Source organism: Paenibacillus sonchi (assembly GCF_016772475.1).
Taxonomy (GTDB): Bacteria; Bacillota; Bacilli; order Paenibacillales; family Paenibacillaceae; genus Paenibacillus_AQ; species Paenibacillus_AQ sonchi.
In genome coordinates, this window is sequence record NZ_CP068595.1 from 6,616,387 (window position 1) to 6,632,363 (window position 15,977).

The window sequence follows — 15,977 nt, forward strand, 5'->3', positions numbered from 1 at the left end:
ACTTTTGGAGTTATTGTATTGCAAAAAAACGACATCTACCTCCGCGCATAGGCCAAAGCCTCCAGCGGCGTTTTTCCGGCAAATTTCTTGAAGCTGTTGATCATATGCGACTGGTGGGTGTAACGGTACTCGTAAACCATATCCAGCATTGCCTTGCGGGGCGGGGGCGACAGATACAAGTCCAGCCATACATTTTGAAACCGGACCAGATCCGCAGTCTTTTTGGGCGTAAGGCCGATATATTCACTGAAAAGCCTCTCCAGCTGCCTGCTGCTCACCCCTGCGCTGTTCTCAAGCTCTCTGGCGTTAACCACGCCTCTCTGCCTGAAGAATACTGTAGACGGCATTCATCATGCTGTCAGGGCCGCCCCGGGTCCTCCGGTCCAGACGACTCAGCAGGTAATTTTCTGCAGCAGCGATGCAATCTGTGAATGTACGGGAAGCTTGAAGCCTGTGGCCCAATTCTTTGCGGAATGAGCCAAAGTAGTGCTCCACCGGAACATGTACATTAAGCACATCCCTGAGATGCTCGTCCGCGAACAGATGCACCGCCCAGAAATGAAACCGGATGGCAAAATACAGCTTGCCGGTGGGCTGACCAGCTTGTCCCGTTTCAAACGGGGCATCATTGATTCCGCAAAATACCCCTCCGGCTTCCCCTGCAGCCGCATCCCATTCCCATATAATATCCATACATGTATCCGGTATAATCACTTCCGGCTCCTGAGTCAGGGAGACTTGCCCAACAAGGGGCGTCATGGGTTCGAATGCACCTGCCTGCTGCAACGCCGCACTGCCCCAGAAGCAGCGGATATAGGGCCGCAAGGCCCGGCAAGGCAGAAACTCACTGGCCCCCGCCGGGTTGGCCGTAATCGGATAATACAGCTCCGAGAGGTCATACATCACCTTCCGCCTCCATTTACGAATCTAATCCGATCATACACAATCACCGCCGGAAGCGCCAGAATTACAACGGCTGCAAATTCTTTTCCGGCTTCTTTTTATTGCTGTCTAATTCTCTTGGCTTCCCCGTTTAGGGTGGTAATATTATACACTCCGGGGTAATGGGGCAAAATGTGAATAGTCGCAGCTTTGCAACCATTTTGTTTGTAGCCGCAAGGCTAAATGTTGTACAATAAAGGCTAAATGACTTTTTGAAGGATGGATAAAAGATGTATATAGCAAGTGATTGGAAGGACTACGAGGTCATCGATACCGGAGGCGGAGAAAAGCTGGAGCGCTGGGGAGACATTATTCTCCGCCGGCCTGACCCGCAAATCATCTGGCCGCTGGCCCATGAGACGGCAAAATGGCGCGATGTGCATGGACACTACCACCGCAGCTCCGCCGGAGGCGGGCAATGGGAAATGAAGAAAACCATTCCCGACAACTGGAAAATCAGCTATGGCAAGCTGAAATTCCATCTGCGCCCGACCAACTTCAAGCATACCGGCCTATTCCCCGAGCAGGCGGCCAACTGGCGCTGGATGATGGACAAGATCGCTGAAGCGGGACGTCCGGTTTCCGTGCTCAATCTTTTTGCTTATACGGGCGGCGCTACTGTCGCAGCAGCCAGCGCAGGAGCTTCTGTTGTTCACGTGGATGCCGCCAAAGGCATGGTTCAATGGGCGAAGGAAAATGTGCAGCTCTCCGGTCTGGCTGAACGTCCGGTCCGCTTCATTACCGACGATGTTTTCAAATTCGTACAGCGTGAGCAGCGCCGCGGCAGCAAGTATGACGCAATCATCATGGACCCGCCTTCCTACGGCAGAGGACCCGGCGGTGAAATGTGGAAATTGGAAGCGAGCCTGTATCCGTTCCTGGAGAGCTGCCTGGAAATTATGAGCGACCGGCCGCTGTTCATGCTCATCAACTCCTACACCACCGGCATTTCGCCAACAGTGCTCCGCAACATGCTCTCGATGACGATGGGCAAGCGTTATGGCGGCAAGCTCACCTCCGGTGAAATCGGCCTGCCGATTACCGCCTCCGGGATGAATCTGCCCTGCGGAATTTTGGGCCGCTGGGAGGCGTAAGCCATGTCAGGAATGATACCCGGTGCAGCCGGGGATTCCGGCAGCGGAAGCTCCCGGTTCGAAATCCTGTACGAAGACAACCATTTGCTCGGCATTGTGAAGCCCGTTAATATTCCTGTGCAGGAGGACGCTACTGGAGATCCCGACCTGCTCAGCCTGCTGAAGGAAGATGTGAAGGAACGCTTCCATAAACCGGGCAATGTCTACATGGGTCTGGTCCATCGGCTGGACCGGCCGGTTGGCGGGGCGATGATTTTTGCCAAGACCTCCAAAGCCGCTTCCCGGCTGTCCGAGAGCGTCCGTTCCCATAGCTTCCACAAAGTATATTTGACTGTGGTTCATGGCAAACCTCCGGCCGCGCAGGGCCGTCTGGTCCACACGCTGCTGAAGGATGCCAAGACCAACACGGTCACGATTGTCCGCAAAGGCACACCCGGCGGCAAGGAGGCCATTCTGGATTATACGGTGATCGGCAGCGCCGAAGGTTACAGTCTGCTGAAGATTGACCTCCTTACCGGACGTTCCCACCAGATCCGCGTACAGCTGAGCGGCATCCGGTGCCCCCTGTATGGTGACCAGAAATACGGGGCCGCTGTCAATAAGCCGGGCCAGCAGATTGCTCTGTGGTCTGCAGTCGTCGGCTTTCCGCATCCCGTGACCAAAGAGGAAATTGAACTGATCTCTCTGCCCCCGCAGACTCATCCGTGGAGCCTGTGGTCACAGCATATACAAAAGCAGGCCATCCTTTAACGGAGGCCTGCTTTTGTATATAGTTTCTTTTGTTCAAATAGATCAGATTCATCTTGTTCGACCACACATCTTAGGGGGTTGAGCCCTCCGGTGTTGGAGCGACGACCATCTTTCCCATCAGATAGAGCAGGAGCTGCTGGTTATGGGAGGAAATCGGGTCCAGTGCCTCGGCAAAAAAATCACTGCGGATCTGAAGCCCGCGCTCAGTCTCCCTCTTGCCCGTTTCCGTGATGCTTACCCATACAATCCGCCGGTCGGCAGCATCACGCTCCCGGACAATCAGGCCATGCTTCTCCATCCGGTCCAGCAGCATCGTTACCGCTGCCGGGCTGGTCGCCAGATGCGGAGCCAGATCGGAAGGCTTCATCGCGTCACGTTCCTGCAGTAATTCCAGTACGGTGAGTTGGGCATCTGTAAGTGTAGGGGCAAGGTTGCTATCCATATGTAACTTGTAATCCTTCAATAATTTATGCCAGATCTTACTGAATTCAGTGGAGTGCACACTTATTCCTTCCTTTCTAGATCAATAGGGATGGTATCCTGTCGGGACGCTATAACTACATTTTCGCGAGATAACTTCCATTTCCTGCAAAAGAAAAAAATAAATAGCCCGCTGCCAACTAAAAATGAATCCTTTGGACTATGATTCTGGTACTGCGGGTATACCTCAAAACGGTGCCCGTCTTCTCCGCAGGGAGGTTCCGGACACCGTTCATTTCTTCACCCATTGCTGGAATAACGAATCACAGGTTATTTGATCGCCGGGAACAGGCTTATAATCTCGTCCTTTTCTCTACGGACACAAGCTGCTTGCCTATCGAACGGCGTTCGCTGAGCGGCGCCGATTCGGAGGAGAAGGAATGCGTTGCCCCCTCGCGGGTAATCGCCACCAGTTCCAGCGGTTCCCGGCAATAGAAGGCACCGGAAATTCTGCTGCCGTTCGGGCGGACACGTTTGCCTTCCTTGAATTCGAAGGTTGGCATGCCTTTGCCGCCCCGGCTCTGTGCAGGATAATCCAGCAGGAGCGTGCGTTTGGCATAGCCGATTTCGGTTACAGCCAGAATTTCGCCTTCATCTTCATTGACCCAGAAGCAGGAGACCACCTCGTCTCCTTCACGCAATTGTATTCCCCTCACCCCGCTGGCCACACGACCCATAGGGTTCACTTCGTTCTCACGGAATCGGATGCTCATGCCTTCACGGGTCACCAGCACAATCTCCTTGTCACCGCTGCTGAGCGCCACTGTAAGGACCTCATCCCCTTCAGCCACCTTGCAGGCTGCAACGGCCCCTGAGCGGCTGGTAGAGTATTCCTTGAGCTCTGTACGCTTCACCTGACCCTTGCGCGTGACGAAGACCAGGCTGGCTCCAGGATCATCCATATTGCCCACCGGCAGGATACTGGCAATCCCGTCCCCCTTGGCGAGGCCAATCACGTTGACGATCGCCGTACCCGGCTCTTTCCATTTAAATTCCGGTATCTGATGGACCGGAAGCAGGAAATATTGGCCCTTGCGGGTGAACACCAGCAGGCTGTCCCGGGTATTCAGGTCCATCAGCCTGATGATATGGTCGCCTTCCTTCACACCTGAGGCATGGCGTTCACCGCCTGACCGGGTAAAGGACAGCATGCCGGTCCGTTTGATGTAACCGTCCGCCGAAAGAGCTACAAGAACATCCTCGGCGTTGACGAGCACTTCAAGGCTGACTTTAAGCTCCTCCACTTCGCCCTGGATGAGCGAGCGGCGGTCGATGCCGTATTTGTCGCGGATTTCAATCAGCTCTTTCCGGATTACGGCGATCAATTTCTTGTCACTCTCCAGAATTCCCTTCAGCACGGCAATGCGGGCATTCATTTCGTCCAGCTCCTTCTGGAGCGAATGAATTTCCAGATTGGTTAATCTGTACAGCTGCAAGGTGAGGATCGAATCCGCCTGGCGTTCACTGAAGCCGAACATCCAGACCAGATTGTTCTGGGCATCCTGGCGGTTCTTCGACGCTTTGATGGCGGCGATGACCTCATCCAGAATGTTCAGCGCTTTGACCAGCCCTTCCAGGACGTGGGCGCGGTCCTCCGCTTTTTCCAGATCGAATTGGGTGCGGTGGGTTACCACCTCGCGTTGGTGGGCTATGTAAGCCTCCAGGATGGCCTTGAGGCCAAGCTGCTGTGGGGATTTGTTGACGATTGCCACCATGTTGAAATTATAAGTAACCTGCAGGTCGGTTTTTTTGAGCAGGTAAGCCAGGATGCCCTGGGCATCCGCCTCTTTTTTAAGCTCGACTACGATCCGGAGGCCATCGCGTCCGCTCTCGTCGCGGACTTCAGCGATGCCTTCGATCTTTTTCTCCAGACGGATATTCTCCATGGAGGTGACCAGCCGCGATTTCACGATCTGGAACGGCACCTCGGTAATCACAATCTGCTGCTTCCCGCCGCGCAGATTCTCGATTTCCGTTTTGGAGCGCAAGTAGATGCGCCCTTTGCCGGTGCGGTAAGCATCCATGATGCCCTCGCCGCCCATAATGGTTCCGCCTGTCGGAAAATCCGGACCTTTGATAAAGGTCATGATGTCCTCCAGCGCAATATCCGGCTTCTGCATGACGGCGATACATGCGTCAATAACCTCACGCAGATTATGCGGAGGAATTTCCGTCGCAAACCCGGCCGAGATGCCGCTGGTCCCGTTGACCAGCAGATTCGGGTACCGTGAAGGAACCACCACCGGCTCTTTGGCCGTATTGTCAAAGTTGTCCTTGAACAGTACGGTGCGCTTCTCGATATCGCGCATCATCTCCATCGCGATCGGGGACAGCCGCGCTTCCGTGTAACGCATCGCTGCTGCCGGGTCATCATCCATGGAACCCCAGTTCCCGTGACCGTCTATAAGCACGTGGCCCATCTTCCAGGGCTGTGCCATCCGCACCATACCCTCATAGATGGAGGAGTCTCCGTGCGGGTGATAATTCCCCATTACATCCCCGACCGTCTTGGCGGACTTGCGGTATGGTTTGTCCGGGGTATTGCCCGAATCGTACATCGCATAGAGAATCCGGCGCTGCACGGGCTTCAGCCCGTCGCGGACATCCGGAATCGCCCGGTCCTGAATAATATATTTGGAATACCGGCCAAAGCGGTCACCGACGACCTCTTCCAGAAAAGCCGGCAAAAACTGTTCTGATAAACTGCTCATTCGCTCACCTTCTGTTCCTCAATCTGTCCGACTCAAAAATAGTGTGGTGATATCCTCGTCGCTGCGGGGAATGTTTGGACTTTCGGCCGCTGTTGTCTCCAGATTTCTTCAATTTATACCGCGTTCGCGGTTGAAATCCGGAGACAAAGGCGGACGCTTCCGCTCCTACAGTTCCAAACTTCCCCTTCGCTCCTTTCATCACCAAGCTATTCCAACCTCGGGATTATCGTCACTTTCCGCTATTCATAACCTATGCCGCGCTATAGCCGCAGCGATTCTAAGAAATAATTCCGCTTGACCAGCGGTACGAGCGAATCACGGGGACAGTCAAATTTTGCCTACGCGGACTACTCCTCAATCTCCGTAAAGTCGACATTCTCGACAATCCAGCGTTTACGCGGGTCCACCTTGTCGCCCATCAGCGTAGATACACGGCGTTCGGCCTTGGCGGCGTCCTCGATCTGCACCTGCAGCAGATTGCGCGATTCCGGATTCATCGTGGTCTCCCACAGCTGTTCCGGGTTCATTTCACCCAGTCCCTTGTAGCGCTGCAGCTCGAAATTTTTCCCGAATTCCTTCAGGTAGTTCGCCAGCTCCTCGTCGCTCCAGGCGTAGCGAACCGTCTCCAGCTTGCCTGATTTGCGCGTCAGCTTATAGAGCGGCGGCTGGGCGATATAGACTTTGCCGGCATCGATCAGCGGCTTCATATAACGGTAGAAAAAGGTCAGCAGCAGTACCTGGATATGCGCCCCGTCCGTATCGGCATCGGTCATGATGATGATCTTGGAATAATTGCTGTCTTCTACGGCAAAATCCGGTCCGATCCCCGCACCGATGGTGGCAATAATCGCCTTGAATTCGTCGTTCTTGAGCACATCCAGCAGCTTCGCCTTCTCCGAATTCATTGGCTTGCCCTTCAAAGGAAGGATGGCCTGAATCTTGGAATCCCGGCCCTGCTTGGCTGAGCCTCCGGCAGAATCGCCTTCGACAATGAACAGCTCTGTGCGTGTCACGTCCTTGGACTGTGCAGGCGACAGCTTGCCGCCAAGGTTCGAGCTTTCGCTGCGCTTTTTGCCGCTGCGGATCTCATCGCGGGCCTTGCGCGCGGCTTCCCGCGCCTTCGAGGCCTGAATCGACTTCTTCAGCAGGCTCTGTGCCACCTGCGGATTCTCTTCCAGAAAACGGGCCATATTCTCGGACACGATATAATCCACGGCACTGCGCGCGGAGGCGCTGCCCAGCTGGTCCTTGGTCTGTCCGACGAACTCCACCTCGGCCATCTTGACGCTGATGACTGCCATCATGCCCTCGCGCAGATCATTGCCCTCCAGATTCTTGTCCTTTTCCTTGAGCAGCTGGGTCCGGCGGGCATATTCATTCAGCACACGGGTATAGGCAGTCTTGAAGCCCGTCTCATGCGTGCCGCCGCTGCGGGTCGGAATTGAGTTCACGAAGGATGCCAGCGTTTCGGTATATCCGGCATTGTACTGCAGGGCAACCTCAACTTCAATATCATCCTTCTCGGAGCTGAAATGAATCACATCATGCAGCACGTCCTTGCCCTCATTAAGGAACTGCACGAACTGGCTGGCCCCGCCTTCATAAAAGTATTCATCCTGGCGGCCGCTGCGCTCATCCGTCAGTATGATGCGCAGCCCGGAATTCAGAAATGCAATCTCCTGCACCCGTTCCGCCAGCGTATCATAATTCAGGGCAATGCCGTTTGGAAAGACACGGATATCCGGCTTGAACGTAATCTTCGATCCGGTCTTATTCGTATTCCCCAGAATTTCGAGTCCCGTTACGGGCTCACCGACATGCTCCTTGCCGCTTTTGTCAACCCAATATTCAAAGCGCTGGCGGTGGATTTTGCCGTCCCGGTATATTTCAACTTCCAGCCACTCGGACAAGGCGTTCGTGACCGAAGCCCCTACGCCGTGCAGACCGCCGGATTTCTTATAGCCGGAGCCTCCGAATTTGCCGCCTGCGTGCAGAATCGTAAACACCACCTGCGGTGTAGGCACTCCGGTCTTGTGCATTCCTGTTGGAATTCCGCGTCCGTTGTCGAGCACGGTCACCGAGCCATCCTTGCGGAGTGTAATATCAATCTTCGAGCAAAATTTAGCCAAATGCTCATCTACGGCGTTATCTACGATTTCCCATACCAGATGGTGCAGTCCCGAAGAACTCGTACTGCCGATATACATGCCGGGCCGTTTGCGTACTGCAACCAGACCTTCGAGCACCTGAATGTCGTCAGCATCGTATCCAGTTCCGGCTGTGCCGCCGTTCTTGGAGACTTTTGCAAACATATCGATCTGTTCGAGCATTCATGCTCCTCCTTCTTTCTCTATCTGCGAAATGCAAACAAACGTTTTGGTTCACTTTGTACATTCTAATTCAAAATATCCCGTTTCGTAAAGACGGCGAATGAAATGATCACCGAAAGAATTCCCCAAACGGCCAGCACACCCATGGAAAAAGACAGCGTCATCCCCTCAATCGGGGCGGGGGACCCGGCCAAATACCCGGTCAGACCCAGGTTGACCATAAATAAATATTTGGCTGTCGTCCACGCCGAAGCCATATTGGTCAGAATGGTGCCGGCAATCAGCGCCGCCATCATTACGACAATACTTGCGGCTGTGCTGCGGACAAGCACGGACACCATAAAAGCCAGGAGCGCTACAACTACGCTCACGAACCAAATCAGGCCGCCTTGCATCAGCAGATATTTCCACTGCGGCACCGCATGCACGGCAGACATGTCTACGGTATCTCCATTCAGCTGAAAACCCGTAAAGACAGGCACGTTAAATCCCTTATAGCCAAAAGCAAGACCCGAGATAAGGTAGCTGATCACAAAGGCTGCGAGCACAATGAGCGAAACAAACATCAACAGCGCTGCCATTTTGCTGAACAGCACTTTCCAGCGTTTCACCGGGCGGGTCAATAGCATTTTGATGGTACCGGTGGTCCGCTCCCCAGAGACCAGATCGGAAGCCACAGCCATAATCAGAAGCGGAATGAACAGGGATACCGAATTGTCCAGGAACTCCCGGGTGAAGGTTACCCCGCTGGGCTCATTGGGGTTCACATCATGATCCAGATAATATTGCAGCTGCTGAACAAATATTTTCCGGTACGACTTCCATTCCTCCGGAATCCGGTCGCTGCCCAGCGAATTCTGATTATCCGTAATCTGCTGCTGGATCTCCAGCCTCCAGTCCGAATTGAATTTATCCTTGTTGCGGTCGGCAATCCGCATCTGTGCATAGGTGAACATAGGCACGAGAACAACCAGAATGAGCAAAATGATGTAGAAACGCTTCTTTTTTATTATCTTCAGGCACTCATTGCGGATGAGCGGTATCAGGCTAGTCAATAGTTTCACCTTCCGTTAGCTTCAAGAATAGCTGTTCCAGTGTGGGATTGATTTTATGCACGGCTCTTACTTCCACCTCAGCTGTAACCAGAACGGCTACAATTTCTGGGATCAAATCCTCCTCCATCACCGTAACCAGTGAATTCGCCCCCATTCCGGCAATAATGGAATCGTCCAGCGTCACCTCATCCAGCTCCATCAGTGAAATATCCGGGCGGCTGCCGAGGATCTTCTTTGCCCTGCTTAGCGGTTCCAGCTCCCAGAGTACATAAGGAGAATTACGGGCGACCAGATCCTCAACCCCGCCTACAGCCAGCACCCGTCCTTTGCTGATGATTGCCACCCGGTCACACAGCAGCTGAATTTCGCTCAGCAGATGGCTGGAGACAAATACGGCAAGCCCTTCAGCGGCAAGCTGGCGGATGAATTCCCGCAGTTCCTTGATTCCTTTGGGGTCAAGTCCGTTCGTCGGTTCATCCAGAATCAGCAGCCGGGGCCGTCCGAGAAGAGCTTGGGCAATCCCCAGACGCTGGCGCATACCGAGCGAATACGTGCTCACCTTATCGTGAATCCGCTGATCCAGCCGGACAATATCCACGACCTCATTAATGCGGGCCTTGTCCACTCCCGGCTGCATCCGGGCAAAATGCTGCAGGTTCTCCCACCCGGTCAGGTAGGTGTATACCTCCGGGTTCTCCACAATGGAGCCGACATATTGCAGCGCTTTTTCGGGCTGCCGGTTCACATTATAGCCGCATACGGTAATTTCCCCCTCGCTGGGACGGATCAGATCCACAAGCATGCGGATCGTGGTCGTTTTACCGGCTCCATTCGGGCCGAGAAACCCAAAAACTTCGCCCTCCCGCACATCAAAGGTTACATCGTCAATAATCCATTTGCGGCCTATCTTTTTGCGGACACCCTCTACTGACAGCACTACGGTTCCGGAGCCGCCGCTTTGATCTTTTGTCATCTTTCTCACAGCCCCCTGTTCTCCATTTCTGTGTCCTGTTCACTGTTCATGCGGCTTACTGCACTGCCTGTACGATCCGCTCACTCATCCGCTGGTATCCATCGCCATTCGGATGAAAATGGTCGCTCGATAGATACTTGTCCAGATGGCGGTTGAACAAATCAAAGGTTGGGACAAGCGTCATATTGCTGTGCTTATTAATAATATCCATCGCCGCATTATTCCAGGCAGTTACCGCCTGATTGCCCGGTACAAGCAGCTCAGGAATATCTCCGAAGGGGTTATAGAGTCCCATATAAAAAATCTGTGCCTCAGGATTAATCTCCGCAATGCGCTCCAGTATCGTATTCAGCCGTTTAGCCGCTTCCGGAAGAGCGGCAAGCAGCGATTCGGGGGTTAGGTCCTCCGCACCCTCAGCGCCTCCAGTCATCATCTCCCCGCCGGGACCTGATCCCGTTCCTGCACTGGCACCTGCGCTTCCACTGCCTGTGCTTTCCGTTTCCGGTGTCGCTATTTGCTGGCCTTTACTGCTGCTCCCCAAAAGATCGGAGCCCCTGAACAGATCATTCCCGCCGATGGAGACCAGGATTACGTTGGACTGGCGCAGCGCATATTTCACGCCTTCCTGCTGGAGCCTGCTCTGCAGTCCTGCTGTGGTCATGCCGTTGATCCCCAGATTGCCGACCAGATTCGCCTTGTTTCCTTTTGCTGTCAGGCCGTCTATTGTGCGTTTTACGAAGCCGCTTCCCTCGTTATCGCCCGTTCCTTTAGCCAGAGAGTCCCCTAATGCCACTATTTTGATCACTCCGTCAGCGGCAGCGGCTGGAACTGCTGTTTCCTGCGGTAAAGTGGTCAGCAAGGCTTCCCCTCTGGGATACAAGATATCCTTTACTGCATAAACAAACCCGCCCAGCAAAAGAATTGTAGCCGCGATGGAAATCAGGCTGACTGCCCGCCAGGTCCATTTGGAATCGTTCAAAAGCTATCCCCCCGTATATGCCGTTCTATTCTGCATTGTTCCACAATTTACAAACTTCTTAACTATGTAGATAAACATAATTCTTCTATGTGCAATTTGCAAATACTCTCATAGCAAAAAAACCGCCCCCGGCTGTGCCGGAGGACGGTTATATATGCTGAAGCAGCCAGGGTCTGCCTGCAGCTTACTATTTTTACTTGCCGATGAATTCCTGAACCCAGTAATTGTTATCAAAACCGACGCCGATATAATTGAAATTGGCACTTAAAATGTTGGCGCGGTGTCCTGCACTGTTCATCCAGGCGGTCATAACTTCCTGAGGCGTCCGCTGCCCCATGGCGATGTTCTCGCCGGCGTACTGGTAAGTAACTCCAAATGCAGACATCATGTCAAACGGTGATCCGTACGTAGGAGAGGTATGGGAGAAATAATTATTTGTGCGCATGTCTGTGGCTTTGGCTGCGGCAACTTTGTTCAGACTGGCCAAAGCGGAGACTGGCGAAAGTCCGGCTGCGGCGCGTTCCTTGTTGACCAGCGTTACAATCTGCCGGGTAAAGGCAGCGGTTCCTGTAGTATCCGCTACTGCCGGAGCTGCAGGAGTTGCAGCAGGTTTAGCTGTTGCTGCTGGCGCTGCAGGTTGAGCTGTTGGCGCCGGTGTAGCCACTGGCTTGGCTGTTGGCGCTGGTGTAGCCACTGGCTTGGCTGTTGGCGCTGGTGTTGCCGCCGGTTTGGCTGGAGCTGTTGGCACGGCAGGTGCCGGTTTGGTAGTGACAACTGGCTGAGGCTTGGTAATGGTTACCGTGGAACCGTCAAACGAAAATCCATTATCGCTATATTGTTGCAGATATTCCATGAATTTTGCGAAGCTGTCAGTCTTCAGGGTCACGGTCTGAATTTCGGATGCTGCATTTGCCTGTAATGGTAGAGAAATGCTAAGCGCCATAACAGCTGCTACACTTCCCCCTAACATCGCTCTTAAAGTCTTGCTCTTCATTCTGCCATCTCCTTATTCGTGTTGTATTGTGGGCTGCCAAGAGCTGCTGAATCAAATATTACAAAGTTGTAATTTGTTCCTCAGTCATTGTAACACAAATCTATCAGCAGTGCCCTTCTAAATTCTGGAGATTAATAGAACAACAAAACCGTATAGAGCTTTTTTAATGAAAGGACTGCCAGAATTCACCTTCGGTTGAGATCAGGCCCATAATCTCCGCATATGGAATACGGAAGGTCGGAAACCCGGCGGCATACGGCGCGATTTCATACGGGGCAAAATACAGGTAAAGCGCCTCTTCATCCACATAAAACGGCTGATCAGCGGAAATGCCTTTATAAGTATCCGGAAATACATAATCATACTGCGGATCGTTCGCAATCTGCTTGCCGACGATATCACTCAGCTTCTGCACATATTTGCTGCCTGGCTTGAACAAGTCACCGAGCCGGTAAAACCTGCCGTTCTTCAGATTGATGTGCGTATAGATCCGCGTAGGCATGCCATGGGCCGCTCCAAACGGATAACGGTATCCGCTTAGCTCCAACACCAGCAAAACCTTCCGGAAGAAGGATACGGCGAAATCGCCTGTATAACTGAAGTCTTGCGCTCCCCCTCCCGTTCCCGCACCTTCGGCCAGAGAAAGACTCCGCAGCTTATCATTCACTTCTCTGGACACATCCGTAATGGCGATGCCTTCCACCACCGGATAGTACACCAGATAGTCTCTGTTCGGCTTGTATTTCTTCTCCAGCACGGAATAGGGCGGCCGGAGCGGTATCACACCGTTTTGCCTCCATACCTGTTTGCCTTTCCGGTCATAATAAGACGTCCGCAGGTCTACATCTGCCCGGATCAGACTGCCGCTGAAGGAGAGTGTCCCGGAGCCGGGGATGACCGGAGGCTGGGCAGCCTTTTTGCCGCTTTTATCGATAAAATAAGTATTCTGGGTATCGTATACGGACGCCAGGCCGTTCTGATAATTGTTCACGCCGAGCAGAGGATGGCTGCTGAGGATTCTCCCTGTCACTGCGTCTGCAATAGCGTACCGCGATCCCCGGTAAGGCTGGGAGGCAACCAGCGGGGTTCCAAGTGCGACCCGGTCTTCGCCAAGCTGCAGCACTTCATAATAGGTGGCCGGGATGATCTGTTTGCCCTGCGTGTCAATAAGACCGTAGGCATTGCCATAGTCTGATGCTGTATTGACCACCGCTCTTCCTCCGGAGAAAGGCAGCGCTGCCGTAAACTGCGGTTGTACCGCTATTGTGCCGTCTGTACGAAGATAGCCGTATTTGCCGTTCTCCTCCGCCTGAAAGGCGAGCAGCCCGTCACCCGGGTAGCCGACAAAAGGATAATGGTACGTATGCAATACAGCCCCCTGCGGGTCGATCAGGGCATACTCGCCGTCTTTGATCTTAACCAGGGCAGACCCGGCGGCGAAATCACCGGCATCCTCATAAACGGCTGGCAGCACCTCTTTCCCCTGCGCATCCCAATAGCCGTAAAGGGATTTGCCGGTGTTGCCCTGTTTGGAGAATAGTGCCCGCCCTTCATGCAGCGAATTCAAATAATCCGCCCGCGCCGGAGTGACCTCTATGCCCTTCTCATCAATCAGGGTATAGCCTTTTGCATCCGAGACCACAGCCCTGCCTTCAGAAAACGGGGCAATAAAGGAATACACCGGTTTCACTTTTTCCCTGCCGGTGCTGTCAATCAGTCCGCTTTTGTCCTTACGCTGCACAACAGCCAGCCCTTTCGCCTGAAATTCCTCGGCATAATCGTACCGTGGCTCAATGGCTGTCTTGCCCTCATTGTTGATATAACCCCAGAGTGTGCCCTCTTTCAGCTTAAAAGGCGCCGGGTGCAGCAGTTCAGCCCTCAGCGCACTCTCCTCCACCTCCGGGAGAACAAACAGCGGTTCGAGCGGTTTCCGGGAATAATCCACCCGGTATAAGCCCGCCACAGCAGGGATCGTTACGAACATCTCTTCATCCGCCCGGATAAAATCCTCTTCCTGCTGGGGAATGCACTCGTTCCAGCCGATTCCGTCCCAACGCCACACCTCTGTCTGCACGAGGCCGTTATCCCAGCCTTTGATCAGCTCATTTAATATGATCCTCAGCATTCATTCGCTCCCCTTTGCCATAGCCTTATGCCTACAGGATATGGGCAAGGGCGGATTTATGTGCGTGGCCAGGCACGTTCTATTCACCGGACCGATGGGGCGTTCAGTGCTCCAGCCAATATTTGGGTGCCGACCTTCCAGCTACTATTCCTACCGCATATACTCATTCTCCAATCACTAATTTTCAAGTATCTTGTCTTAACAAATTCTAACCTCAATCATGGAGGAAATTATGTACAACTAAAAAGCGTTTGCGGATACTACGCAAACGCTCTTTATACTGCCCTCCCTCGCGAAGCGGGGAGGGAGCTACCTTAGGTGATGCAAGTGGCGGAGGGGAGGTTTGGAGCTGTAGGAGCGATAGCGTTTGCCTTTGTCAGCGGATTTCAACCGAGAATAGCGGTTCAATCAAGAAATCTGCTGACAACAGCGGCCGGAAGCCCAAACACTACCCGCAGCCACGCCCTTATCACCTCAAGCACTTTTCCCTCAACACTCTCCCTCGACTCTTTCCCTCATCACTTCGCTTACTTCTTCGACGAATATTTCCGCATATCAAACGATACCGCAGCAATGATGATCAGACCCTTGATAATCAATTGGTAATACGGGCTGATGCCAATAAAGGTCAGGCCGTAGTTGATCAGGGTGAAAATAATAACACCGACGAGAACACCTGGTACCGTACCGATACCGCCTGTAGTGGATACGCCCCCGACTACGCAGGCTGCGATGGCGTCCAGCTCGTACATGTTGCCATAGTTGTTCGTAGCGCCGCCTGTTCTGGCCGCCTCAAGCACACCAGCCAGACCATAAAGGGCGCCGGCGATAGCATAGATGTAGATCAGGTTCTTGGATACATTGATCCCGGACACCTTGGCAGCCTGCATATTGCCGCCGATGGCGTACATGTTTTTGCCCAGCTTGGTTTTGTTGAACAGCACCCAGACAATGGCGGCGACTACTAGGGCGATGATGACGATGTACGGGATAGAATATTGGCCACTGCCAATAAAACCGGAGCCGATTTTGGTGAAGTCAGGACGCAGGCCGCCAATCGGCTGCGATTGGTTCGGGTCCATATCAAAGTACAGGGAGTTCAGACCGTATACGATCAGCATCGTGCCCAGTGTGGCGATAAATGGCGGAACATTAAGCTTGGAAACAATGATACCATTGATCAGACCGCAGAGAAGACCGGCAACGATGGCGATAAGAATGGGCAGCCATACCTGCACCTGCGGCATATCCGGGAAGAATCGGCGGGAATAATCCGGGATTTGCAGCATGGAAGCCGAGATCACCGCTGTGAAGCCTACGACACGCCCCGCTGACAAGTCCGTACCGGCCGTGATCAGAATAAAAGCCACACCAAGGGCGATGATGACGCGGGTTGACGACTGAATCAGCACGTCGCGCAGGGTGTTGATGGACATAAAGCTTGGCTCATAAATGATAATTCCTAGAATTAGCAGGACCAATACGATATAAATCGCATTCTGAGTGACAAAGGATTGAGCTTTTTTTACGTTCATTAGTAGTTT

General features: G+C 53.3%; 13 protein-coding genes. 2 read left to right on the forward strand and 11 right to left on the reverse strand.

Translation table 11 applies throughout. The features are described from left to right. Positions 1-35: 35 nt before the first annotated feature. Both JI735_RS29705 and JI735_RS29710 read right to left on the reverse strand, forming a co-directional pair. Positions 36-314, reverse strand: coding sequence for a helix-turn-helix domain-containing protein (locus JI735_RS29705; RefSeq protein ID WP_202676710.1), 279 nt, complete (start codon positions 312-314; stop codon positions 36-38). Continuing rightward, entirely contained in the window at positions 307-903 is a 597-nt protein-coding gene (locus tag JI735_RS29710; protein ID WP_202676711.1) for a DUF6597 domain-containing transcriptional factor, read from the reverse strand. Before JI735_RS29710 ends, JI735_RS29705 begins: the two co-directional genes overlap by 8 nt. Before the next feature lie 269 nt (positions 904-1,172). On the opposite strand from JI735_RS29710, the gene JI735_RS29715 reads away from it, so the two are divergent. Further along, a complete protein-coding gene (locus JI735_RS29715; RefSeq protein ID WP_020429135.1) occupies positions 1,173-2,036 on the forward strand; it encodes a class I SAM-dependent methyltransferase in 864 nt (287 codons plus the stop codon). Positions 2,037-2,048: 12 nt separating this feature from the next. Beyond that, a complete protein-coding gene (locus JI735_RS29720) occupies positions 2,049-2,786 on the forward strand; it encodes an RluA family pseudouridine synthase (RefSeq protein WP_063822096.1) in 738 nt (245 codons plus the stop codon). Between the two features lie 70 nt (positions 2,787-2,856). Here JI735_RS29720 and JI735_RS29725 read toward each other — a convergent pair whose 3' ends face one another. The 9 genes from JI735_RS29725 to mglC all read right to left on the reverse strand — a co-directional run bounded on the left by JI735_RS29725 (position 2,857) and on the right by mglC (position 15,968). Then, positions 2,857-3,288 carry a MarR family winged helix-turn-helix transcriptional regulator gene (locus JI735_RS29725; protein ID WP_020429133.1) on the reverse strand — a complete coding sequence of 144 codons (432 nt, stop codon included), beginning with the start codon at positions 3,286-3,288 and terminating at the stop codon, positions 2,857-2,859. Between the two features lie 271 nt (positions 3,289-3,559). Continuing rightward, positions 3,560-5,977 carry a DNA gyrase subunit A gene (gene gyrA, locus JI735_RS29730; RefSeq protein ID WP_202676712.1) on the reverse strand — a complete coding sequence of 806 codons (2,418 nt, stop codon included), beginning with the start codon at positions 5,975-5,977 and terminating at the stop codon, positions 3,560-3,562. A gap of 347 nt (positions 5,978-6,324) precedes the next feature. Next, a complete protein-coding gene (gene parE / locus JI735_RS29735; protein WP_039836222.1) occupies positions 6,325-8,307 on the reverse strand; it encodes a DNA topoisomerase IV subunit B in 1,983 nt (660 codons plus the stop codon). A 65-nt stretch (positions 8,308-8,372) separates the two neighbouring features. Then, the gene (locus JI735_RS29740) at positions 8,373-9,362 is read right to left on the reverse strand and encodes an ABC transporter permease (RefSeq protein ID WP_020429130.1); all 990 of its coding nucleotides are present in this window, start codon (positions 9,360-9,362) and stop codon (positions 8,373-8,375) included. Continuing rightward, positions 9,355-10,335: an ABC transporter ATP-binding protein gene (locus JI735_RS29745; protein WP_039836221.1), complete on the reverse strand. Its 981-nt coding sequence runs from the start codon at positions 10,333-10,335 to the stop codon at positions 9,355-9,357. The genes JI735_RS29740 and JI735_RS29745 overlap by 8 nt, the downstream gene beginning before the upstream one ends. A gap of 55 nt (positions 10,336-10,390) precedes the next feature. Further along, positions 10,391-11,314: a GDSL-type esterase/lipase family protein gene (locus JI735_RS29750; RefSeq protein ID WP_039836218.1), complete on the reverse strand. Its 924-nt coding sequence runs from the start codon at positions 11,312-11,314 to the stop codon at positions 10,391-10,393. Between the two features lie 193 nt (positions 11,315-11,507). Beyond that, positions 11,508-12,308, reverse strand: coding sequence for a CAP domain-containing protein (locus JI735_RS29755; protein ID WP_202676713.1), 801 nt, complete (start codon positions 12,306-12,308; stop codon positions 11,508-11,510). 163 nt (positions 12,309-12,471) lie between these two features. After that, the gene (locus JI735_RS29760) at positions 12,472-14,433 is read right to left on the reverse strand and encodes a WG repeat-containing protein (RefSeq protein WP_039836212.1); all 1,962 of its coding nucleotides are present in this window, start codon (positions 14,431-14,433) and stop codon (positions 12,472-12,474) included. Between the two features lie 527 nt (positions 14,434-14,960). After that, positions 14,961-15,968, reverse strand: a complete 1,008-nt coding sequence (mglC, locus tag JI735_RS29765) for a galactose/methyl galactoside ABC transporter permease MglC (protein ID WP_025708391.1) — start codon at positions 15,966-15,968, stop codon at positions 14,961-14,963. Between the last annotated feature and the right edge of the window lie 9 nt (positions 15,969-15,977).